We start from the raw sequence: 23,196 nt of genomic DNA on the forward strand, positions 1-23,196 counted from the left end.
CGCCCATTTTTTCGTTCGTTCGGGGTTCTATCAACCCTATTGAGGACTCTTCCGCCTGTTTTTTCGTTCGTTCGGGGTTCTATCTGCACTATTGAAGACTCTTTCGCCCGCTTGTTCGTTCGCTTGGGGTTCTATCAACCCTATCGAAGACTCTTTCTCCCATTTTTTCATTCATTCGGAATTCTATCGCAATCATCAAAAATACTTCATCCATTTCAGCATTCTATCAGTCTACATTAAAAACCCCCTACAAAATAAACATTTTGTAGGGGGGTTCATTATTAGTTTTCTTCAATTTCTTTACGATTTTTCTTAAATAGCTTTGATAGGAACTCATATACGATTGGTACAATAATTAGTGTTAACGCTGTAGAGCTTATTAACCCACCAATTACTGTAATACCAAGGCCTTTAGAAATTAGACCGCCACCGCCAGAGCCAATTGCTAATGGGATTAAAGCACCGATTGTAGCAATAGCTGTCATTAAGATTGGTCGTAGACGTGTAGCTCCTGCTTCTAAAATAGCTTCACGCAAGCTTAGACCCTCATGTTCCATGCGAATAATTCGATCGACAAGAACGATTGCATTTGTAACGACGATCCCAATTAACATTAATAATCCCATCATTACAGATACAGAAATCGTCTCCCCGGCTATTAATAGTCCAACAAATGAACCAATTACAGCGAATGGAAGCGAGAATAGAATCGCAAATGGAGCCAGACCTTCACCAAATGTAACGACAAGAATGAAGTAAACAATCGCAATAGCCGCAAGCATCGCTACACCAAGCTGTGTAAATGTTTCTGTCATATCTGCCTGCACACCAGCTACACCAACTGTTACACCTTTTGGTAAATCTAATTTATCAATTTCTTTGTCTGCTTTAGATGTTGCTTTCGAAATATCATCATCCACAATCGTACCTGATACCGTTGCGTAGTATTCTCCTTTACTACGTGCAAGTGTATTTAATGTGGTTCCTTCCTTGACAGTCACAAGCTCAGATAGAGGCATTGACATACCTAGTGCTGTTTGTACTTCTGTCGCTAAAAGATCATCAATTGATTTAGGCTGTTCTGTTTTTTCTTGTTGAACAATCACTTCAATTGTATTTCCGTCTTTCTCAACTGTTGTTAATACATCCTGTGTACGTATAGGATTTAACATCATCACAATTTGACCAGTTGTTAAACCATATTGCAATAATTCATCTTGTTCAACTTCAAATGTATACTCAACATATGCATCTTCCGTACTTGATGAGATATCTTTTAATCCATCAATATCTTTCATTGCCTCTTCTACCATTGCTACAGCATCATTTAATTTATTTAAATCTTCGCTATAGAATGTGTAGCTGACTTCATTTGTTGACATCGACATAGAAGAGAAATTTTGGCTCTTCCATTCACCCGATTGTCCAATATTGAATACATACTCTTCGATTTCTTCACGAACTTCGGGGAAATCTTTCATTTCTGGATCAAAGATGAGGTACATGAGGGCACCATTTCCGCCGCCACCCATCATCGCTGTCATCGGATCCCCGCTTTCAGTGATGGACACTTGAACGATATCAATATCTTTTCTTTTTAGAAGCTCATCTTCAACATCCGCTACATTTGTTAAAGTATCATCTAATAACTCACCTGTTTCAGGGGTATAGGTTAAGTACATAACCTTTTCTTCCTCACTGCCCAGGAAGCTAAAACCGATTAATGGAGTTAATGCTACACTACCCACTAGTAATAATATAGCAATAATCGATGTAATGATTTTATGGTTAAGGGTACGATTTAAGATTCCTTTATACCAATTAGCTAGTTTCCCTACTTCTTTATGACTGCTTTCTGTCTTTTCACTATATAGTTTTTTCTTAAATAGGAAGTGAGACATTGCTGGAACGATGGTAATAGCAACAATTAATGATGCGCCTAATGCAAATGTCATCGTTAGAGCAAATGGCATGAATAGCTCGCCAACCATTCCACCAACAAAAATTAATGGAGCAAATACAGCAACCGTAACTAATGTGGAAGATAAAATTGGCTTGAACATTTCAATTGTTGCTTCACGTACAAGGGCACGCCCTGATAATTTTTCTTCTTTTAAGTGTAGACGACGATAAATGTTTTCAACTACAACAATGGAGTCATCTATAACACGCCCAATTGCAACAGTAATGGCACCGAGCGTCATAATATTTAATGTAATATCTAACCAATGAAGCAGAAGTAACGCCATAAAAATCGACACTGGGATGGAAACAATCGAGATAATCGTTGACTTCACATCACGCAAGAATAAAAGGATAATTAATACGGCAATTAATCCACCAAATAATGCTTTCTCAACCATCGTCATGACCGATTCTTCAATTGGTGCCCCTTGGTCAAGTGAAATATCTACAACAAGTCCTTCAATTTTTGCTTCTTCTTCTTCAACTAATTCCTTCACACTATTTACAACATCAACCGTGTTTGCTTGCTGTCCTTTCACAATTTGGATCGCAATGGCATTTTCTCCATTTGTACGCGATACAGATTGCACTTTACCTACTACCTCAATAGTAGCAATATCACTAAGCTTTACAAAAGGAAGCGGCTGTGACTCTGATGGTGTAACGGGAATAAGCATTTCCTTTAATTCATCAGCTGTCATGAACTTGCCATCAACAGATACAGCTTGCTCACCTTCTTCAAATTCATAAAGGCCTAATGACACAGCAAGGTCACTAGCTTGAATCATTTGCTTAACCGTATCTTCCGTTAAGCCAAGTTCCGTCATTTTTTCTTCATTATAAGTCAATTCTACTTCTTCAATATGTTGACCAGTAATTGTCGTTGATGCAACTCCGTCAATTTTATCGATTTTCGGAAGAAGTACATCCTCTACTGTTGAAGTTAATTCTACAATATCTTCTGTCTTACTACTTACACTTAGAGCAACTACTGGCATCATGTTCATGCTAATTGCTGTAATTGTAGGTTCCTGTGCATTTTCCGGTAAAGTAACTGCATCTAATGCAGATTCTAATGCACGTTTTGCCTCTGCCATATCAATTCCATAATCATATTCAACTTGAATGCTTGACATATTCGAATAGGAATTAGAGTATACCGATTTCACATCTTCTAAGTTTTCGATGGCTTTCTCCAAAGGCATCGAGACATCTTCCATTACTTGTTCTGGAGTCGCACCTGGATAAACCCCCATTACCATTAAATACGGGATGGAAATATCCGGAATGGTTTCTGTTTTCATTTGAGTACCTGAATAAATTCCAGAAACGGTAATGATGATTGTTAGTAACCAAACGGCTAATTTATTCTTTAGGACGAAATTAACTAATCCTTTCACTCTTACACCTACCCTCATTGACTTAATAAGCTCATTTCCTTATAATAATGACCAATGAGTCATTTGTCAATATAAAGGCTTAGGAGCGATAAATATTATGATTAAGAAACAATTGATAATGGAAAAAGCCTTGGAGCTATTTGCCATCCAAGGAATTGAAGCCACACCCATCCAGCAAATAACTGATTATTGCGGGATTTCAAAAGGTGCCTTTTATTTAGCATTTAAATCAAAGGACGAATTAATTATTGCACTTATTGATCACTTTATGATACAAATTATTTCTGATATTGACTACACAGTCAAAAATACACAAAATAAACAGGAGCTCTTATTCTCCTTTTTCCAAACAACATTTCAGTCATTTCACACCCATGCTAATTTTGCTAAAATTTTTATGAAAGAGCAATCACATTCATTTAATAAAGAACTTATTAATAAAATGCGCCATTATGATCGCTTAATGGATGAGATCATCCTTTCACTTATTGAACAAATATATGGAGACAGAGTGATCGATACAAAATATGATTTAATTTATACGATTAAAGGGCTGATGAATAGTTACTCTGCATTTTTTATATTGAATAAAGGACCTATAGATATAGATTTATTATCTCAATCACTTGCTGAAAAAACAAATTTAATTGCGACAAATACTACAACTCCGTTTATATCAAAAGAGATGATGGAAATCTTTAAACTATCAAACAATGATGAAAATTCCAAGGAGCAGATTTCCGAAATCCTCCTACAAAAAATAGAAGAGCTGGATGAATCCACTGAAAAAGAATCGTTAATCCTTTTAAATCAACATGTACTAGAGACATCCTTACATCCTGCAATTGTACAAGGCTTACTGAAAAACATCCAGAACCATCCGCATTGTAAAGGCATTGCTTATATCTTAAGTAATTACTTTATGCAGGATGGAGGGATAAATGTCTCATCTTGTTTCTCATAAAAATAGTGAATAACCCCCAAAATTATAGAGGCTGGAACAAAAGGTTTTCAGCAACTAAAAAGCCGAACGATTATTAGAAATGCTAACACTGCATTCTACAATAGTTCGGCTTTCTGTATTTAGCTAATAAAAATGAGTCGGCTTTGGACACAGATAAATTAGTTATATCCCAGCCTCTATAATCCTTATCCCTTCATATGTGATGGCTGTTTCCAAGCAAGAGAGAGCCCAATACCAATGACAAGAAAGACTGCTGCAAAATAATACGGATAATTTAAATCGATATCAAATAGGATGCCACCAATAATCGGTCCGAACACATTCCCAATGCTTGTAAACATTGAGTTCATTCCGCCCACAAACCCCTGATCTTTTCCAGCAATTTTCGATAAATAAGAGGTAACGGCTGGTCGCATTAAATCAAATCCGACAAAAATAACAAAGGTAACAATTAAAATGCTTGCATATGAGGTAACTACAGTCATAAGCATAACCAGAATAGCTGAAAAGATAAGAGAATAGCGAATCAGACGAATTTCTCCAAATAACATTGTTAAACGATCAAATAAGGCAACCTGCGCAATCGCCCCAATAATTGCTCCACCTGTAATCGCAATCGCAATATCCTTCGGAGTGAAACTGAATTTATGATCAACAAACAGAGAAAAGAAGGATTCAAATGAAGCTAAACCGAATGAAGAAATGAGAATAATCATGAAAGCAATGAAATACATCGGTGAAAAAATCCGCTTAATTCCTGACTTTTGCTCTCCCACTGCCTCTTCTTGATTACGCTCTGGTTCCCTGAGAGTAATCATTGATAAGATAGCCGCAATCATGGCTAACGCTGCTGCTGAATAAAATGGAATACGTGTGCCAACCTCAGCCAAAAAACCGCCCAGTCCCGGTCCAATAATAAAACCAGTTGAAATCGCTGCTGACATATAACCAAGTGCTTTCGGACGTGTCTCAATAGTTGTAATATCAGCAATAAACGCTGTTACAGCAGGCATAATAAACGCCGCACTTACCCCACCAAGTATACGAGAAATAAAGAGTACCTCAACTACTTTCCCTATTCCAAATAAAAATTCCGAAACACTAAAAAATAATAACCCAAGAATGATCATTTTTTTACGACCAAACTGGTCTGCCCATCGACCCGCAAGTGGGGATACAAGCAATTGGGCAATTGCAAATGCCGCAACCATATAGCCAACAACTGATCCTGATAATTTCAGTTCATTCATAATAGTCGGCAATACTGGAATGACGAGTCCAATGCCTAAAAACGCGATAAATAAATTCACAAGTAAAATCGCTAATGTTGTATTTTGTTTTCTCATTTTTGTAATTTCTCTCTTTCCATACAAATGTATAAGCAATAGTATATACGATAAAAGGAGAGAGAGACAATTTCTACGATTTAAAAGAAATATTATCAAATTCAATCAATATTTTTATGAGACTCCTGTGATTCTTAATATTTGACTTATCGAAACGGCCTCCAAACATATAGCTTATATAAAAAGAGTTACATATGAAAAGCTTACTAAATGAGGGGTAGTTTAGGATTTAATACGAGAAGGCGTAATTAATAATAGAAACGAGCTTCTATTTAATATTTCATAAGTAAAGAGGGACAATATCCCATGTCCCTCTACTCCTTTACTTTCCACCGTAAAATAACTTTTTTAAAAGGATTAATGACAAGATAGTCAATTGCAATAATAATAAGGATACTTAATAATGTCCACGCGAAAACCTTTGCCGTGTCAATATTAATTCTTGCATAGGACAGTGATGCCCCTATACCATTATCAGATCCTAGTAGCTCAGCCATAATTGTAATTCTTACCGAACTCCCAGCAGCTAAAGAAATAGCTGTAAAAATCGGCACAGTTAGACTTGGAATGATAATATCTTTTAATACTTGTAATGGTGAGCGATTGTATAATTTAGCCATCTCCAATAATTGAGAATCAATGTTTCTCCAGCCATCTGCCGTATTTAGAAAAAATGTTGGAAATACTAGCACACTAACAACAAGAATTGGAATCAATGAACCTGTTCCAAACCAAACCATTGCTAACACAACGAGTATAATCGGTGGAATTCCTAATAATATAGAGATAATAGGTCGAAACGCTTCATATAGTAATGGATATTTTCCCGCTAACAAACCACATCCGGTAGCCAGAACCATACCAATCGTAAAACCAATTGCCATTCTCGTTATAGACGTCAGGAGCTGCTCGAATAATTCACCACTTTCAACTAAAGAAAGGAACCCTTGAAACGTTTCTACCGGTGATGGAATGAGAATACTAGGGAATTGATTAGAGAGAATGACCCATATAATCAGAATGAAAACGATAGTTACTGCTTGCATGAAATAACTATGTTTATTTTTCGTAATAGAACCCTTCATCTGGGAGCTTCCCTCCAATTATATCTGGAGAAATAGTCGCTAGTTCTGAGAAGAAAAATTCGAGTTCTTCCTTCGCTTCTTTTGCTGTTACAAACTTTAAATTCAAGGAAGGAATAAGCTTTTGGATAAAAGCTGGCTCCAATCCATCCTGATATTTCGCAACTACTTTAGCCGCTTCCTCTGGAGACTCATTTAAGTAAGCAATAGACTCCATAAGCTGATTTTGAAGATTTTCAACAGCCTCCGGATTTGATTCAATTAACTTACCACTCACAATGATCCCTGCTTGTGGAATTCGCGCTTCCTTACCTGTTGCAGCAGCCCATTCATCTTGAAGACTCAATGCCTTCTGCAAGTTCTTTCCTTCTTTTTTCGCCTTTGCTAACGCTAATGATGCTGTATGTTCAGGCAAAATCGCATACTCTGCCTTTCCCGCTGCAAGCAGCTGAACAACTTCTTGAGGAGTTGAAGTATACTCGATATTCAGTTCCTCCATTTGAATATTGTTTTTATTAAGCAAATATTTAAAGACTAAGTCAGGCATATCTCCTTTGAATGGAACATGTATTGTTTTTCCTTTCAAATCTTTCAAGGAAACCTCTTCACCCTCGGGTCCAATCATATACAAAATTCCCCAAATTAGTGTATTCACTAACTTAATGTCTACATCTTTATTATACAAATTGGCACCAACATATGTCGGCACTGCTGAAACCTGAACCTGATTACTACTAATTCTTGCTCTTAATTCATCAGGTGTATTCCAAGTCATGAAGCTAATTTCCTCTACGGTATCACCTAAATGATTATCTTCTATAATTTTATAAATAGGAGCCGCTATCGATACACCTGCAGGAGCTTGAATGGCTAGATTTTCCGTTACAGAGATCTCTTCGGTTTCTTCTTCTACCTTTGCTTCATCACCTTTTTTATCAGATTCATTTGATGAGCATGCACCTAATAACAATACAATAAGAATAGTTACTACTGTTCGAAACATTACTTTATTCATCCAATTCTCCTCCTAATAAGCAGTTACACAACTCACAAGTTAACTGTTTTATAAATCGGTCGCTTCTTTCTTGACGGGTAATTTGAACGGTCACTTCCTTTTTCACTCTGCATGGTTTGTCATGAAGTAATAGAATACGATCCGCAATTCTCGCAGCTTCCTCGGCATCATGTGTCACATACATGACCCCAAGTCGATTATCATCAATAATCGAAAGTAAATCATTTTGAATTTCTTTTTTAATTAAAATGTCCAATGCTGAAAACGGCTCGTCCATCAGAATGAGTTGAGGATGAAAAGCTAAAGCCCTTGCAATCGATATGCGCTGCCTCATCCCACCTGATAATTGACTTGGATAGGAGTCATGAACATTTTCTAACCCAACCTTCGCTAAAGCATCAAAAGCCATTTTCTGAGATTCTTCACCTTTTCCAATGACAAATAAAAGATTTTCGAGAACTGTTTTCCAAGGAAGCAATCGCGGCTCCTGAAAAATATATCCTACTTGATTTGTATGGACAAATGCTTCACCTGTAGTCAATTCAGTCAAACCAGCTGCAATATTCAATATGGTTGTTTTCCCACAACCTGAAGGCCCTAATAACGCAACAACCTCTTGCTTTCTGAGCTGAAAGCTGACTTTATCAAGAACAGTCGTATTTTTGTATTTTTTTGTGACATTATTAAACTCAATTAAAGTATCCATGCCGTCCTCACTCTATATAAGTACATTATTTTGCTGCTAACATAGTTACATGGCCATAAAAATCTTTATTTTTATCAAATATCTTAATTAGCTTAAATAATCAATCTTCATCATCTTTTTCCTTTCGAGCATTTTCAATCATTTTAAATATCATTCCATCCCCAAAATAAATGAGCTTATTTCAAAAACTTCCCTCCATTACATGAGAATACTTTCAAAGGTATTGTTATTATCATTGTAAATGATTATCATTATCAATATACGTTAAATGAATCACGATTTTTGTAATTTTTTTCGGAGGGTAATATGAGAATGAATAATAATATCCAATTGGATCTCAAAAAATTTCCGATCTTTGAACATCTAAACAATGACGAGTTAAAGGATATTTCTTTCTATTTAAAACAACAAACATTGAAAAAAAATGAGTATATTTTTCGCACGGACGATGAATTACAATCCATCTATTTTCTAGTAGAAGGCAAAGTTAAAATCTATAAAATTAGTAATCAAGCGAAAATCCAAATTGTAAATATTTATAGTAGTGGGGATATATTCCCTCATATTGGACACTTTTTTAACAGCAGAAAATACCCAGCTAATGCATTAGTAGAAGAAAATACACTGCTTTTTTATTTACCCGTCAATAGGATTGAAACCTTCCTACTTAAACACCCTATCGTATGTTTAAACCTTCTGCGCATTACTGGTGATAAACTAACTGACTTCCAAAATAGATTAGAAGAGAAATTAGTGAACACTACATATGAACAGGTGATTAAACAGCTTCTTAGGCTATCAAATAAATATGGGGTTACTCTCTCCAATAAGAATGTTCTTTTACTAGAAAGGTTTCATAACACCGAAATTGCTAACATGCTAGGAGCAACACGCGAAACAATCAGCAGAATTATGAATTCCTTATATGAAAAAAACCTTATCGAAAGAGACAAAGAAGGGAGATTAATTATTAGAAAAGAAGCTTTAAAAGCAGAGATCAGTAATGAAGACTGAAATAAGATAAGGTGAAAAATATAGAGCACTAAAACACTCCTAATTTTTATAATCAAAATGGAAAATCCTAACATTTGGTTTAACTTATCTTCCCCTGCCCCATCACAGAAAAAAGGACAGGGTTCCTGTCCCCTGTCCTTATACTTGCAGTGATTTTGCTTGCATTTGATACATTTGGTTGTAGATGCCGTTTTGAGCGAGCAGTTCATCATGAGTACCTTGTTCCTTTATAACGCCTCGGTCCAATACGAGGATGCGATCAGCATTTTTGATCGTTGAAAGACGATGGGCAATTATAAATGTTGTACGGCCTTTTTTCAGCACTTCCATGGCATGCTGGATAATTTCCTCGGTTTCAGTATCGATATTCGATGTTGCTTCATCCAAGATTAAAATCGCAGGATCAAAGGCAAGTGCTCGTGCAAATGAAACGAGCTGACGCTGACCAGACGAAAGCGTACTCCCCTTTTCAATTACTGGTTCATCCATCCCTTTTTCAAGATTCTTTAGCACTCTCTCTGCTCCAACTGCTTCTAGCGCCTCTTTAATTTTCTCACGTGTAATTGCCGGGTCATTCAAACTAACATTTGAAGCAATGGTACCTGTGAATAAATATGGGTCCTGTAATACAATCCCCATATGTTGACGGATCGTTTGCCTCGGCAAAGCTGTTACGTCCATTCCATCAATCCGGATCTTTCCTTTTGATGGATCATAAAAACGAAACAAAAGATTCATGATTGAGCTTTTACCAGAACCTGTATGACCGACAAGTGCAACTGTTTCCCCACGCTTCGCTTCAAACGACAGGTTTTTTAGCACATATTCATTCTCTTTATAGGCAAATGATACATCTTCAAATACGACATGCCCATCATATCTAGGCATCGTTTCATCCGATACGTCTTCCCCTGTTGTATCTAATACTTCAAATACACGCTTTCCCGCAACAAGTGAGCGCTCCAGCTGTGAGAATTGATTCACTATATTCGTGATTGGATTAAACAATTTTGTTAAGTAATCCACGAATGCATATAACGTTCCTGCGGAAACAACTTCAACACCACTTAATGATTGTGTACTAAAATAGATAATAAAAATAGTAAACATGATCAAACGTAACGTATTTACTAGATTAAAGGATGTCGCTGAATCCAAGAATAATAGTTTTCTTCCATATGCATAATGCACTTCATTCATCTCATCAAATTCCTTCGTCATTTGCTTTTCACGACGGAAGGCTTGAATAATCGTCATTCCCTGAATGGATTCATTAATCATCGCATTCAAATCAGCAATTTTCGTCCGAATTACTTCATTGTATTTAGATGCAAATTTCCGATAGATAATCATCCAAAGATAGACAACCGGAACCATGACTAATGCAATCAACGCCATCTTCCAATTCAAGATAAATAAAGCAATATATACACCAAAAATTGAAATGAAGCTTGTTGCAAAATTCGCAAGCACTTGTACATACAAATTCCTTACTGCTTCTGTATCATTTGTGACACGCGCAACAATTTTCCCAGCTGGAAGATGATCAAAATACTGTATAGGCAAGGTTTGAATATGGCCAAATACGTCCTTACGCAATTTCTGTATGACTCGATTTGCACCAATTTGCAAATAAATATACATGAAATATCGAAGGATCGCTGTTGCAATGGATAAGATAAAAAATAGACAAAGCAGCCAAGCAATTGGCTTAATCTCAATCTGGCCAATTACCATATACTCATCAATAATGTATTTAGCGATGAATGGACCTGCAAGTTCCGTGAACACAGCAAGAGTTAAGAAAAATAATCCGAGGAAAATCGGTCCTTTATAATACATCGCATATTTCGTTAATCGTTTACTTGTGCTCATGACGCGCCTCCTTCGAGCTGTTGACGGTCAAATTGTTCCTTATACCAGCCATTTAGTCTAAGCAATTCATCATGTGTACCTTGCTCAGTAATTTGCCCCTCGTCTAGCACGATAATTTGATCAGCATGCTGCACACCGGATAAACGATGAGTTGTAATGATCGTCGTTTTCTCTTGACGTTCATTCTGAATATTTTTGATAATACTCGCTTCTGTTTTAGCATCAACTGCTGACAAGGAATCATCAAGAATCAATATTTCGGGATCTTTAATAAGCGCACGAGCAATGGACACACGTTGCTTTTGTCCTCCTGACAGTGAAACTCCCTTTTCACCAACAAGCGTTTCAAGACCTCTCGGTAAGTTTTCCAAATCCTTTTCAAAGTATGCGAGTTGAATGGCATTCCTTAACTCGGCATCTGTTGCATCTTCTTTCCCGAATAAAATATTCTCTCGAATTGTTCTTGAAAATAGCACATGATCCTGTGGAACATACCCGATCCAATCAAGAATTTGCTCCTTTGTCTGCGAAGCGATATCGATTCCACCAATATTTAATTGACCTTCATCAAGCGGATACTCACGCAGCAATTGTCTTAGGAACGTTGTCTTGCCTGCTCCTGTTTTCCCTACAATTCCAAGTGTTTCCCCTTTTCTTAAAGAAAGAGAAATTTGCTGCAAGTTTTTCACCTGGCTAGTAGGGTACTGGAACATCAAATCATCAAAGCCAATTACATTCGGATTCTTGATCATCACAGGATCCTTCGCATTTTGTACATCTGCTTCATATTCAAGTGTTTCCTGCACTCGATCGAGTGAGGCATTCCCTTGCTGCATGACATTGATTAATTCACCGATAGCAAAAATCGGCCATACTGCAAGCCCTAAATACACGTTAAATGTAACGAGCTGGCCGACAGACATTTCTCCTGTTGAAACAAGAAAAGCACCATAGCCAAGTGCGACAACATAGCTAATGCCTGTGCCGATTTTTGTAATCGGCCCAAATAAGGCATTTATCTTTGCCGTATGCATGTATTTTTCATACACTTCTTCACTCATATCCGCAAATTTGCTTTCATCCTTTTTCTCCTGTACATAAGCACGAATCACACGTACACCTGCAACAGATTCTAAAACACGATCATTTAATTCTCCAAATGCATCCTGTGCCTTCATATATCTTTCATGTACAAGCTTTCCTAAATACTGAATTAACACAGCCATGACCGGCACTGGCAGCATCGCCAAAATTGTTAACTTCCATGAAATCATAAATCCCATCGCAAAAATAATTGTTCCCAAAAATAAAGTAGAATCAATTAATGTCATGATCCCAAATCCCGCAGTTAATGAAACGGCATTTAAATCATTGGTTGCTCGTGCCATCAGATCTCCTGTACGGTTTTTCTCATAAAAGGTAGGTGTCATCCTTAAGAACTGCAGCATTAATTTACGACGCATCAACTTCTCAAGATTAAGCGCCCCTTCAAACAAACGGTATTGCCAGAAAAAATTCAAAAAATAGCCGATAACAATAATTCCAATAAATATAAGAATATATTGGGTTAATATTTCCTTAGTCATTTCACCTATCGTCAAAATATCAATAATGGAACCAAGTAAATATGGTGGGATGACTTCCAATATAGTAGCAATTATTAATAAGAACACAGCAATCGTATATTGCTTCCATGACTGCTTAAAAAACCAGCTCAGCTTACTTAATACATCAAACATTTCCATACCCTCTTTCTTTTTCTGCTAATACAAAGCAGCTACCCACTATCCAGCAATACTGCTTTAAAAATAAATAATCTTTGTTTGATCCACATACTTAACTACTCCCTTTTTACGCTTATTCACTAAAAACTTAGCAATAAAAAAGATGCCTACCCTAAAAGAGCAAGCATCTCTCGAAAAAGGTATAGAAGTCGGCCTATACCTTCATTGCATAGAAATTTACAATTATACAACGAAAGGGCAAGGACAATATATGAAGTTATTAATCATTGAACATGCTTGAAGATCTCTCACTGCCCTTACCCCCTTTCATCATAATTGTTTAGTGTTATTGAAGATTACCATCATTTTCATATAATTGTCAATAGTCGGATAATGTTTTTTCTAAGTATAAGAATGATTAACAAATCTCAATGTTCACATATCATCCATACTTTTTTACGGTAAGTACGTTTATAATATTTATTGACATTATTTTTACACTTTTGCATCACGAACATTTGCTAATTCAAATCAATTTTAATAAGGGGTTGAAATGAATGATAGGCTATTTTTCTTTTACAGTTGTTATCATTGGATTAATCGCTGCTCTTGTCATTACTAGAAAAGAAAGCATCACACATAATAAACTAACGAAAAAAGGGATGTATAAGTTAGGCATTATCCTTGCAGTTGTATTCTTCTCAGTCGTAACTGAAGTATTCTTGACTCCTGAGAGCTGGCTATAAAAAATAAGCATCATCGCCCATTTGTATCGAAAATGAACGATGATGCTTTTTAAATGAATTCTTCACATGTATCAACTTTTCCTAACCCCATTCGAGTTTCATTCCCATCAAGTAAATGAATAAACATTTATAGCAATGATTCCCATTGAGCATCACCGTTCACTATTTCAGTCCCTTTTACAATCTTCCATATGGAAATCAATCTCTTTACCCGATTATTTACGATTCTTTTTACTCCTTCTAATAAAGAAAATCCCAACTGCACTAATCGCAATGATCACGAGTATCCAAGAGTAAAATGAACTTCCACTATGTTCCCGACTTAAATCAACTTGTTCCATCGGCGGCTGGCCATCGCCAAGTATGGCTAAATCCTCTTGCAACAAACTTATTTTATTCGTGCGGTCACAAATAATCGAGACAAGTGAACTCTTTCCATACATTGTTGATTCATTGGCATAGACGAGGTACTCTTCTCCTACTTTAAAATCAATTCCACAATCCCCGCCACCTAATCCTGTTGTAATAATTATTTGTGATTGTTGAACCCCCTTCCAAGTATTCGATACTTCAAAGAGGACTGATTTAGGTGCATGCCCTTTCCCATATCCTTTTTCCCTTACTGAAACAACTTTTCCACTAAAAACAGCTTTTGAACGCTCTAATTCTTCCTCAACACTTGGCAACTCTGCACAAGAGCAAGCACTTGTATAAGTAGGCGAGGCGCTTATTAGAATCATACCGATGAAAATGAATAGAAAATATCGAACAACCCTCTTCATGTCATCACCTCATTCAATATTTACTTACATATGCCCTTTAACAGACGTATTTCTAATTAAACAGTTACACCCAACTTAAAATGGATTGAAGGAGATTCAAAAAAGGATTGGAGCAAGCTATTTCTCAATCCGAAAAACAATGGTCATCAATACTTACAAATAACTCAAAATGCACAGTTGATGAGCAAAGATTTTACAATATAAATAAAAGACTAGCTAATTCGTATATCAATTACGAGTAGCTAGCCTTACCTATAAGCCTGATCTGTGAATTAACTTTTGGTATTTTAAAATATAGTAATCAAGCTTTTGGCTGACTTTTAATGTTTGTTCATTGCTGAGTCCTTCTGAGTTGCCAATTCTAATCATTTCTTCTCTCAAGCTTTTAATTATTACTAGAAGACTATGTTCGCTATTAGCATGCAGCATAAGAAAAAACTCCCTTAACAGTAAATACCTTCCGATAATATCAATATAATTTGAATTTGTGTGTGATGAATTACACATTTTTAATTATTTATTTTTCACGTTGCTTATATTAGTTATTAAACGAACGTTCGATCCCCTTTTTCATTCACCTCTCACATATTCCAGTGAATAAATATGAGTTTTCGTTAAATTTATTACCTCTTCAGGGATGATTCACTCTTAGTAACAATCCTTTTATTTTTAAATTGAATAACGATCGTTTAATATATTTTATAAAGAGTTCTTAAACTATTTAAAAAGGAGTTAATAAATGGCATTATTCTTTATTGTATTTTTGCTGCTCTACTTTTGTATCTGTTTTTATATTGGCTACAATGGGTGGAAATGGCTAAAAGCCGCTTTTTCATTCAAGTATAAAAAGTTGTATATTACATTAATTACATGCCTTTCCCTATCATTTTTTGTTGCCTTTTGGATGAACTCTGCTATTTTAGAAATGATTGGCGGGTATTGGCTTGTTATTGTTGGTTATGGAATTCTACTATTGCCTATTGCTAACTTAGTCTATTTTTTGACAAAAAAGAAATGGAAGGTTGGCATCGGTGTTGCTGTTCTTGCCTTTTTCGCATTTGTATTCATTTACGGCTCATATAACGCTTGGACGCCGGTTGTTCGCGAATATGAAGTGACAATCGATAAACCTGTTAATATGGGGAACAAGAACTTAAAGATTCTCATGGCTTCAGACTTGCATATTGGAACAGTCGTTGGAAATAATCATATTGAAAAACTTGTGAAGATCGTTGAGGATGTGAAACCTGATATCGTTTTCCTGCCAGGTGATATTATTAACGATGATATCACTCCGTATGTTGAAAATAAATTATCCGAAACGATGGAGAAAATAACAGCACCTTATGGTGTTTTCGCTGTACCAGGCAATCATGATGATTATGGTGGACATAATTTAGAATTAAAAAGCGAACTAGATAAAAGTGGCATTGCGTACTTAATGGATGAAACCATCTTAGTAGAAGATGAAATTGTTCTTATCGGGAGAATGGATTATTCCGCTCCTAACCGAAAGTCGATCGAAGAATTAATGAAAGACGTGGATACAGAGAAACCCATTATTGTATTAGACCATCAGCCAAGAGAAATTTCGATCGCACAAGAAAACAGGGTGGACATGATATTCTCTGGACATTCCCATAGAGGCCAGCTTGCACCAGCCCACTTAATTACCCAGCGGTTATATGAAAATGATTGGGGCTATCTTCAAAAGGAGCAGCTGCATTCCTTCACTTCATCTGGATTCGGTCTTTGGGGCCCAGCCCTAAGAATCGGTAGCCAAGCAGAAGTCATGGTGATTAACGTCACATTTGAATAAAGTGAACATAGGTCAGTAGGGGAACATGATCCCCCACTGATTAATTTTTGTTATGAATCTGACAGTCCACTCATTTATCGATAAAACTTTCAATCTTCTATTCTATAACGATTTATTATCCTTGGAGCAATCGTTCAAGCTCCTCTTTGTCTTCAGCTGATAGAATCTTTTCCGCTAATGGAAACAGCATTTTTTCTTCCTTAGCAAAATGTTGTGTTAAAGTAGCATGAGCTTGAACAGCATACACAGTTATCCACTGGGCAGCATCGTCATCAATGGCCGAACCCATCTGATGGGCTTCTGTTAGAAAATTCTGTAAATGCCCCTCTGCCTTTTCATGTTCTTCTTCCATCACTTCAATAGTATTGTCATTCTCTCCAAGGCAGCGGATCATCATCGGGAACAAGCCTTCTTCCTCTCGTTTTGAATGGACCTTCAATTCTTCAGTGAACGCTAACACCTGCTCATGTAATTTTGCGAACAGTTGAATAACAGCAGGACCTGAATCAAATTCGATGTCTTCTGCAAGCTCATAGAACTGATCCATTTGTGCACGAAGGAAAATATGCTCATCCTTTAATTGTTGCAGCGGAGCACTTAAGATTCCATTTCCATCATCCATCGCCAAATCCCTCCTCATCTTCCCTTCAATTCATCTATAATGACTTATTAACATTTCTTTAAGCATACGCCAAAAGGTCCGAAAGTTTTGTGATGTTCATCATAAAGTGAAATGCAGGAAAACAGTAGAAAAGAGCCAATCAAATAGGATTGACTCTTTCTGTTCAATTTATTGATGGCCTTTTTTAACCCACTCGGCAACTGTTACTGTTCGTTTCGCTTGATGCTTAACAGCCCCTTCAACATCCTCAATCATTTTTCCATTTTGATCAACAGTTACACTTGTCCCGTATGGGTTTCCTCCTGCAACCATGACGGATGGATCTGTGAAACCAGGTGGAACGATGATCGCTCCCCAGTGCATCATTGAAGTATATAATGATAAAAGGGTTGCTTCTTGACCACCATGTGGATTTTGTGCAGAAGTCATTGCACTTACTACTTTATTCACTGTCTTTCCAGTCGCCCATAGCCCGCCTTGTATATCAAGGAATTGCTTCATTTGTGATGAGATATTACCAAATCGAGTAGGTACACTAAAGATAATCGCATCCGCCCATTCGAGATCCTCTGATGTTGCGACTGGGACATTTTTTGTCGCTTCCACAGTGGCTTTCCATCCTTCGTTTCCTTGGATAACTGAATCCGGTGCTAGTTCTTGTACTTTCAAAACCTTCACTTCTGCCCCAGCTTCTTTTGCCCCTTCTTCAGCCCATTTCGCTAATTGATAATTGGTTCCGCCCATACTGTAAAAAACGACTGCTAATTTTACATTGGTCATTTTGGTATTCTCCTTCATTATTAAGTTTCCCTAACACGAGTAGTCGTGCTATTTTCATACAACAACTAGTATCTCGTTCCATTTCTATTTCTATTCTTTCAACGTAGTTAATTTTTACAAATAGGTTGATTGTTAGTTAGAGAAATACTATCTCACGCTTCATATTACTTTTGCGTTATAATGAACAAAAGCGCAAGCGCCTTGATCACCCCCGACAAGCACAAGACGAGCCTCACGGAAAGGTGTCCTTTACCTTTCTGGGAGGATTGGCTTGTGACCTCGAGGGGGTAGGCGCTGGAGCTGGACGCAGAACTTGTCGCAAAGTTATCCACAACATTTAAATTTATATTTTCCTATATAAGGACAAAAAATAGATGCTATTTTCAAAATGAGGGATTAAAGCAATGTTAAAGAGGTTACAATCATATTTTCCGTCGTCAATCGTAACAGAAACCCCACCTGTATCAAATGATAAACGCTATTACTGGTTTAAGGATTATAATAATCCCTTTTGGCTAGGCGTTCTAAAATCAGAAATAAAGAAGGATCAGCTTGAATTGTTAAGCAGCTTATTAGAAAGGGTCAATCCGAATTCCCCAGTTCATTTAACTGGATCCGCTAAGGATTGGCATGCATTTCTTTTTCATGAACATTCTTTCCCTTTAAATAGTGACACCACAATCCGGTTCATCCAATTCCAAATTAACAAAATCGACAAAGATCTTACTGATGTTGAAGAAGCAATAAAGGAATTTTTCCACCATTGTTTAGCCTTTATTTGGATAGATGAAACGAACGGAATTATTATTGAGGAAAAGTCAAAGACAGCTTACGAAGAAAATGATTTCCACTCAATTTCTGCCACACTTGAAAGTGACTTTTACATTAAATCTCTTTTTTATATCGGGAAATTCCGAACGGGCTCAGTTGCACTAAGAGAAACTTTCTTTCTTGAAAGAGAGCTCTTTGTTCATGCAATGAATCACCCTTTGAAAGAACGAATTCTTTCTTTTGAAAAGATTTTCCCAACATTATTAGCCTTCAATCTGCCCAAAACATCTAGCAAATTACTTTATAATGATGTCATTCAAGTCTTAAATGAGGATCCTGAGCTAAGGAAAACGATAGAAGCTTATTTTGAACATCATTCCAATACTTCCCTTGCATCTAAGAAGCTTTACATCCACAGAAATACATTAAAATATCGCCTGAATCAATTCTCTAAAAAAACGAACATCGATTTAAATGATTTTAAAAGCGTATTTACCGTTTATCTTGCCTGTTTATTAGCAAAAGACATGGATTAATGAGCAATATGCATAAAAAGGGTATGAAGGATTTTGTGCAGTTTGCCAATGCGTAAATAATTGGTAATTGATAGATTAGTATTGTAAACCCTTACATTAGGAGGTAGAAAAAGATGGCAGAATTAAGATTAGAACATATTTATAAAACTTACGACAATAAGGTAACAGCAGTAAATGATTTCAATCTTCATATTCAGGATAAAGAATTCATCGTCTTTGTTGGTCCATCCGGATGTGGAAAATCTACTACTCTTCGAATGATTGCTGGCCTTGAGGAAATTTCCAAAGGAGACTTCTACATTGATGATCAGCTCGTAAACAATGTTGCTCCAAAGGATCGCGACATCGCCATGGTATTTCAGAACTACGCCCTCTATCCACATATGACTGTTTACGATAATATGGCTTTTGGACTAAAACTTCGAAAATTTCCGAAAGCCGAAATTGACCGTCGTGTAAAGGAAGCCGCTAAAATATTAGGGTTAGAGGATTACTTAAAGCGCAAGCCGAAAGCACTCTCCGGTGGTCAGCGCCAGCGTGTAGCTTTAGGCCGTGCCATTGTTCGTGATGCAAAAGTTTTCTTAATGGATGAACCATTATCCAATCTTGATGCAAAACTCCGTGTGCAAATGCGAACTGAGATTATTAAGCTTCATCGTCGTTTGAATACAACAACCATTTATGTTACACATGATCAAACGGAGGCTATGACAATGGCCACTCGACTTGTAGTAATGAAGGATGGGATTATCCAACAAGTAGGATCACCAAAAGAAGTCTATGATAAACCAGAAAATGTTTTTGTCGGCGGCTTTATTGGTTCTCCGGCCATGAACTTCTTTAACGGAAAGTTAGACAATGAGAAATTTGTTATTGGAAACAAAACAATTGCCATTCCAGAAGGAAAAATGAAGGTACTGCGCCAGGAAGGATATGTTGGCAAAGAAATCGTACTAGGTATACGTCCAGAGGATTTCCACAATGAACAAATATTTATTGATACTTACAAAAATGCTACGATTGATATTACTGTAGACGTATCCGAGCTAACAGGAGCAGAAACAATGATATACTCTACACTAGAAGGCCAACCACTTATTTCTCGCATCGATGCACGGACACATATTACAGCTGGGAGTAAAATCGAACTTGCCCTTGATATAAATAATTTACACTTCTTCGATAAAGAAACTGAAAAGAGAATTCGTACAGAGAACCCTTAAAATCATAGATACGAAAAAACCCCGAATGAACGGTGCTTTTAATCATTCGGGGTTTTTGTTTGTTTCACAATTAGTTTATCTATTAAACAAACTAATGTTTTTAATGTTCCATAACCATGGTAAAATATAACTAAATTTACTTACTCTATTGTTTTTAGGATTGAAGCAATTACTACCTCTTAAAGAAAGGCAACCATTCATGCTAAATCAACTAAAAAAATGGAATACATTGCGCAACCAAATCCTATTTATTTTTATCCTAGTTATGATTATCGTTCTACTGATTGTTAGTCTGCTTACGTTAAAACAAGTTTCTACTCTATTAAAAAATAACGCAGAAAAACAATTCCAGCAATTAGCCATTGAAGCAAATGGCAGAATGGAAACCCTATACAATCAAATTAATATGTCCTCAAAGCTTATGATCACCGATAAAGAGGTCCAAAGGATATTAACAGATGTTGATGACGGAAAAGAACTAGCCTTTATTGACCGACAAAAGTTAATGGGACATGTGAATCGAATTATGGGGAATACAGATGGGGTCGTTTCTGTTCAACTTTTTTCCGCTAATCACCAGCGTGTTCTTCCCCTTGGCGAAGGGTCAACAATCAATCAAGTGGATAGTAAGTGGATTAGACAGGCAAATAATGCAAAAGGAAACATGGTATGGATAGGTGATGATCCACATGATAAGAATAACTTTATTGCTATCCGCAGGGTAAATTTAATGGAACGGCAATATCAGAATGGAGGCTATCTACTGCTCTATATTAACCGCGAACACTTTTACTTTGCCAATGAGTTGTATGAAAACGATCAATCATCCATTCTTTTGGATCAAGATCAAAAGCCAATTATTCAAAATTATAACGGAGACATAAATAGTATTATTGAAAGCACAGAAAACATTCTTCAACTAAATGAGCGAGATTACATGGTAACTAAGCAAACATCTGAACTTACTGGTTGGACGGTCATTATTCTAACACCTGTAAGCGCACTCACAAAGGGAATCTCAGGCATTCGGACAGGGATTATTTTATCCGGTGTAGTTGGAGGTTTGATTTTTACCATTTGCTCCTTCTTCCTTTCAACGATTATCACGAGACCCATCTTACGTCTAACAAAAACGATGCAGCGTGCTGGAGAAGGTTCATTAACAATGAGTGCAAATGTGTATTCAGTAAATGAAATTAATGAATTAAACTATACGTACAATCAGCTTGTGAAAGAAACCAATCATCTCATTCAGATGGTTTATCAAAAAGAAATCCTAAGGAATCAAAGTGAATTGAAAGCCCTGCAAGCACAAATTAATCCACATTTTCTCTTCAATACATTAGATGCGCTTCATTGGTCACTTGAGGAAAAAGGGGAAGAAGAGTTATCAGAGCTTGTTGTGGCCATGTCAAATTTGTATCGTTATACCATTACGAAAGAAACCGATGATGATTGGGTCTTTTTAAAAGATGAAATCCAGCATATCGGAAACTATATGGAAATTATGATTATGCGCTTCGGTGATCGATTACAATGGCATGCTTCTATTCCGAAAGAATACGAGCTTGTGAGAATACCTAAACTTATCATTCAGCCTTTAGTAGAAAATGCAATCTTGCATGGGGCTGGAAAAAAAGCTGGAGATTGCCAGATTTCAGTAACGGTTGAACCGATTAAAATGCAAGGCAAGGAACAAATCTGCATCCATGTGATCGATAATGGCTCTGGCATGGATCAGGAGCGGCTGAAGTGGGTCATTCAATCGATGGAAACTGGCGGGATTTCCTCATCAAGCGGGAAGGGAATGGCCATTTCAAATGTCTATAAACGCCTGCAATTGTATTTCAAAGATATTTCGCATCAAGAGTTTTTGATTGAAAGTCAGGAAAACAAAGGAACAAGGATATCATTTTATATACCAATTGATGCGGGGGAATAAAATGTTTACTAAAAATATTGTAATCGTAGACGATGAACCAATTACAAGAAAAGGCATACAAAGAACTTTAGAAAGCTGGAGTAATGGTGAATTTATGATTCACATAGCAGAAAGTGGAGAAGAGGTCCTTAGGATTGCGGAGGAAAAAAAGATTCATATTTTGCTATCGGATATCCGAATGCCTGAGATGACTGGATTACAACTATTAAAGAATCTGAAAGCAAAAAGAATGTCTCCAGTTGTGATTGTCATTTCTGCATACTCTGAATTCGAGTACGCTCAAGAAGCTTTGAGACTCGGTGTAGTGAACTATCTCCTAAAACCAGTCGGAAAAAAGAAACTGATTGAAGCTATTGAAGCAGCCGTTCAAGTTATGGAGAAGCAACAAAGGGTCGGAATGATCGAAAAAGTCGTCGATGAAAAAATCATTAATGCCAATGCGAAAATGAATTCGACTAAAGATACGATTCGCTTGGCCATCACCTACATTGATCGGCATCTTAAAGATGAATTAACTCAAAAAAACGTGGCTGCACACGTCCATTTAAATCCAAGTTATTTTAGCGTTTTGTTTAAAGAGCAAGTTAATCTAACCTTCAGTGAATATGTAACAAGACGAAGAATCCAACGTGCAAAGGAATTAATGATTTCAACAAATCTGACGGTCAATGAAGTTGCATATGAAGTAGGCTATAAAACTTCTAAATATTTTATTAAGCTTTTTAAGGAAATTGAAGGTGTAACACCAAGCACTTATCGGAAAACAAACAATGAAGGAATTTTCTAAAAATAGTAGTATATTTCCCAATCACCGTTCCCTTTTTTGGTTATTCCCTTAGTGGTAAAGTTAAACTAGTAAGATAGGAAAATACTAAGGGGGTTTT

19 protein-coding genes are annotated in these 23,196 nt (G+C 36.6%); 8 read left to right on the forward strand and 11 right to left on the reverse strand.

The window, feature by feature from the left end:
- Positions 1–281 precede the first annotated feature (281 nt).
- A complete protein-coding gene (locus tag J2Z40_RS10155; RefSeq protein ID WP_066400074.1) occupies positions 282–3,365 on the reverse strand; it encodes an efflux RND transporter permease subunit in 3,084 nt (1,027 codons plus the stop codon).
- A 97-nt stretch (positions 3,366–3,462) separates the two neighbouring features.
- Here J2Z40_RS10155 and J2Z40_RS10160 point away from each other — a divergent pair, with 97 nt between their 5' ends.
- Positions 3,463–4,329 (forward strand): TetR/AcrR family transcriptional regulator, encoded by an 867-nt coding sequence (locus J2Z40_RS10160; protein ID WP_066400073.1) that lies wholly within the window; start codon positions 3,463–3,465, stop codon positions 4,327–4,329.
- A 185-nt stretch (positions 4,330–4,514) separates the two neighbouring features.
- Here the strand turns inward: J2Z40_RS10160 and J2Z40_RS10165 are convergent, their stop codons facing one another.
- From J2Z40_RS10165 to J2Z40_RS10180, 4 genes are all read right to left on the reverse strand, one after another.
- A complete protein-coding gene (locus tag J2Z40_RS10165; protein ID WP_066400070.1) occupies positions 4,515–5,675 on the reverse strand; it encodes an MFS transporter in 1,161 nt (386 codons plus the stop codon).
- Between the two features lie 314 nt (positions 5,676–5,989).
- Positions 5,990–6,760 carry an ABC transporter permease gene (locus J2Z40_RS10170; protein ID WP_066400067.1) on the reverse strand — a complete coding sequence of 257 codons (771 nt, stop codon included), beginning with the start codon at positions 6,758–6,760 and terminating at the stop codon, positions 5,990–5,992.
- On the reverse strand, positions 6,735–7,772 hold the full coding sequence (locus J2Z40_RS10175; RefSeq protein ID WP_066400065.1) for an ABC transporter substrate-binding protein: 1,038 nt from the start codon (positions 7,770–7,772) through the stop codon (positions 6,735–6,737). The genes J2Z40_RS10170 and J2Z40_RS10175 overlap by 26 nt, the downstream gene beginning before the upstream one ends.
- Positions 7,765–8,478, reverse strand: a complete 714-nt coding sequence (locus J2Z40_RS10180) for an ABC transporter ATP-binding protein (protein WP_066400063.1) — start codon at positions 8,476–8,478, stop codon at positions 7,765–7,767. Before J2Z40_RS10180 ends, J2Z40_RS10175 begins: the two co-directional genes overlap by 8 nt.
- Before the next feature lie 312 nt (positions 8,479–8,790).
- Here J2Z40_RS10180 and J2Z40_RS10185 point away from each other — a divergent pair, with 312 nt between their 5' ends.
- The gene (locus tag J2Z40_RS10185) at positions 8,791–9,492 is read left to right on the forward strand and encodes a Crp/Fnr family transcriptional regulator (protein ID WP_162840519.1); all 702 of its coding nucleotides are present in this window, start codon (positions 8,791–8,793) and stop codon (positions 9,490–9,492) included.
- A gap of 138 nt (positions 9,493–9,630) precedes the next feature.
- On the opposite strand, the gene J2Z40_RS10190 is transcribed toward J2Z40_RS10185, so the two are convergent.
- Together J2Z40_RS10190 and J2Z40_RS10195 are read right to left on the reverse strand one after the other, a co-directional pair.
- Entirely contained in the window at positions 9,631–11,367 is a 1,737-nt protein-coding gene (locus tag J2Z40_RS10190; RefSeq protein WP_066400060.1) for an ABC transporter ATP-binding protein, read from the reverse strand.
- Positions 11,364–13,106 carry an ABC transporter ATP-binding protein gene (locus J2Z40_RS10195; RefSeq protein ID WP_066400055.1) on the reverse strand — a complete coding sequence of 581 codons (1,743 nt, stop codon included), beginning with the start codon at positions 13,104–13,106 and terminating at the stop codon, positions 11,364–11,366. Before J2Z40_RS10195 ends, J2Z40_RS10190 begins: the two co-directional genes overlap by 4 nt.
- 542 nt (positions 13,107–13,648) lie before the next feature.
- On the opposite strand from J2Z40_RS10195, the gene J2Z40_RS10200 reads away from it, so the two are divergent.
- Positions 13,649–13,837 carry a hypothetical protein gene (locus J2Z40_RS10200; protein ID WP_066400052.1) on the forward strand — a complete coding sequence of 63 codons (189 nt, stop codon included), beginning with the start codon at positions 13,649–13,651 and terminating at the stop codon, positions 13,835–13,837.
- A 215-nt stretch (positions 13,838–14,052) separates the two neighbouring features.
- Here the strand turns inward: J2Z40_RS10200 and J2Z40_RS10205 are convergent, their stop codons facing one another.
- Both J2Z40_RS10205 and J2Z40_RS10210 read right to left on the reverse strand, forming a co-directional pair.
- Entirely contained in the window at positions 14,053–14,619 is a 567-nt protein-coding gene (locus J2Z40_RS10205; RefSeq protein WP_066400049.1) for a hypothetical protein, read from the reverse strand.
- 252 nt (positions 14,620–14,871) lie between these two features.
- Positions 14,872–15,048, reverse strand: a complete 177-nt coding sequence (locus J2Z40_RS10210) for an aspartyl-phosphate phosphatase Spo0E family protein (protein WP_162840518.1) — start codon at positions 15,046–15,048, stop codon at positions 14,872–14,874.
- A 310-nt stretch (positions 15,049–15,358) separates the two neighbouring features.
- Here J2Z40_RS10210 and J2Z40_RS10215 point away from each other — a divergent pair, with 310 nt between their 5' ends.
- Entirely contained in the window at positions 15,359–16,438 is a 1,080-nt protein-coding gene (locus tag J2Z40_RS10215) for a metallophosphoesterase (protein ID WP_066400048.1), read from the forward strand.
- 115 nt (positions 16,439–16,553) lie between these two features.
- Here J2Z40_RS10215 and J2Z40_RS10220 read toward each other — a convergent pair whose 3' ends face one another.
- On the reverse strand, positions 16,554–17,060 hold the full coding sequence (locus tag J2Z40_RS10220) for a hemerythrin domain-containing protein (protein WP_162840517.1): 507 nt from the start codon (positions 17,058–17,060) through the stop codon (positions 16,554–16,556).
- A gap of 168 nt (positions 17,061–17,228) precedes the next feature.
- Positions 17,229–17,840, reverse strand: coding sequence for an NAD(P)H:quinone oxidoreductase (gene wrbA, locus J2Z40_RS10225; RefSeq protein WP_066400045.1), 612 nt, complete (start codon positions 17,838–17,840; stop codon positions 17,229–17,231).
- A gap of 404 nt (positions 17,841–18,244) precedes the next feature.
- Here wrbA and J2Z40_RS10230 point away from each other — a divergent pair, with 404 nt between their 5' ends.
- The 4 genes from J2Z40_RS10230 (at position 18,245) to J2Z40_RS10245 (ending at position 23,099) form a co-directional block, all read left to right on the forward strand.
- Entirely contained in the window at positions 18,245–19,147 is a 903-nt protein-coding gene (locus J2Z40_RS10230) for a PucR family transcriptional regulator (protein ID WP_066400043.1), read from the forward strand.
- Positions 19,148–19,260: 113 nt separating this feature from the next.
- A complete protein-coding gene (locus J2Z40_RS10235) occupies positions 19,261–20,370 on the forward strand; it encodes an ABC transporter ATP-binding protein (protein ID WP_066400041.1) in 1,110 nt (369 codons plus the stop codon).
- Between the two features lie 199 nt (positions 20,371–20,569).
- Positions 20,570–22,312: a sensor histidine kinase gene (locus J2Z40_RS10240; RefSeq protein ID WP_066400038.1), complete on the forward strand. Its 1,743-nt coding sequence runs from the start codon at positions 20,570–20,572 to the stop codon at positions 22,310–22,312.
- A 1-nt stretch (position 22,313) separates the two neighbouring features.
- Positions 22,314–23,099 carry a response regulator transcription factor gene (locus tag J2Z40_RS10245; RefSeq protein WP_066400034.1) on the forward strand — a complete coding sequence of 262 codons (786 nt, stop codon included), beginning with the start codon at positions 22,314–22,316 and terminating at the stop codon, positions 23,097–23,099.
- Positions 23,100–23,196 lie beyond the last annotated feature (97 nt).

Source organism: Cytobacillus eiseniae, assembly GCF_017874625.1.
In the GTDB taxonomy this organism is placed as follows: domain Bacteria; phylum Bacillota; class Bacilli; order Bacillales; family Cytobacillaceae; genus Cytobacillus; species Cytobacillus eiseniae.

Bases quoted from the DNA above. Each gene is read 5' to 3' on its own strand.
- J2Z40_RS10160 (WP_066400073.1), top strand. From the start codon at position 3,463: ATGATTAAGAAACAATTGATAATGGAAAAAGCCTTGGAGCTATTTGCC.
- J2Z40_RS10165 (WP_066400070.1), bottom strand. From the start codon at position 5,675: ATGAGAAAACAAAATACAACATTAGCGATTTTACTTGTGAATTTATTT.
- J2Z40_RS10170 (WP_066400067.1), bottom strand. From the start codon at position 6,760: ATGAAGGGTTCTATTACGAAAAATAAACATAGTTATTTCATGCAAGCA.
- J2Z40_RS10175 (WP_066400065.1), bottom strand. From the start codon at position 7,772: ATGAATAAAGTAATGTTTCGAACAGTAGTAACTATTCTTATTGTATTG.
- J2Z40_RS10180 (WP_066400063.1), bottom strand. From the start codon at position 8,478: ATGGATACTTTAATTGAGTTTAATAATGTCACAAAAAAATACAAAAAT.
- J2Z40_RS10185 (WP_162840519.1), top strand. From the start codon at position 8,791: ATGAATAATAATATCCAATTGGATCTCAAAAAATTTCCGATCTTTGAA.
- J2Z40_RS10190 (WP_066400060.1), bottom strand. From the start codon at position 11,367: ATGAGCACAAGTAAACGATTAACGAAATATGCGATGTATTATAAAGGA.
- J2Z40_RS10195 (WP_066400055.1), bottom strand. From the start codon at position 13,106: ATGTTTGATGTATTAAGTAAGCTGAGCTGGTTTTTTAAGCAGTCATGG.
- J2Z40_RS10200 (WP_066400052.1), top strand. From the start codon at position 13,649: ATGATAGGCTATTTTTCTTTTACAGTTGTTATCATTGGATTAATCGCT.
- J2Z40_RS10205 (WP_066400049.1), bottom strand. From the start codon at position 14,619: ATGAAGAGGGTTGTTCGATATTTTCTATTCATTTTCATCGGTATGATT.
- J2Z40_RS10210 (WP_162840518.1), bottom strand. From the start codon at position 15,048: ATGCTGCATGCTAATAGCGAACATAGTCTTCTAGTAATAATTAAAAGC.
- J2Z40_RS10215 (WP_066400048.1), top strand. From the start codon at position 15,359: ATGGCATTATTCTTTATTGTATTTTTGCTGCTCTACTTTTGTATCTGT.
- J2Z40_RS10220 (WP_162840517.1), bottom strand. From the start codon at position 17,060: ATGGATGATGGAAATGGAATCTTAAGTGCTCCGCTGCAACAATTAAAG.
- wrbA (WP_066400045.1), bottom strand. From the start codon at position 17,840: ATGACCAATGTAAAATTAGCAGTCGTTTTTTACAGTATGGGCGGAACC.
- J2Z40_RS10230 (WP_066400043.1), top strand. From the start codon at position 18,245: ATGTTAAAGAGGTTACAATCATATTTTCCGTCGTCAATCGTAACAGAA.
- J2Z40_RS10235 (WP_066400041.1), top strand. From the start codon at position 19,261: ATGGCAGAATTAAGATTAGAACATATTTATAAAACTTACGACAATAAG.
- J2Z40_RS10240 (WP_066400038.1), top strand. From the start codon at position 20,570: ATGCTAAATCAACTAAAAAAATGGAATACATTGCGCAACCAAATCCTA.
- J2Z40_RS10245 (WP_066400034.1), top strand. From the start codon at position 22,314: ATGTTTACTAAAAATATTGTAATCGTAGACGATGAACCAATTACAAGA.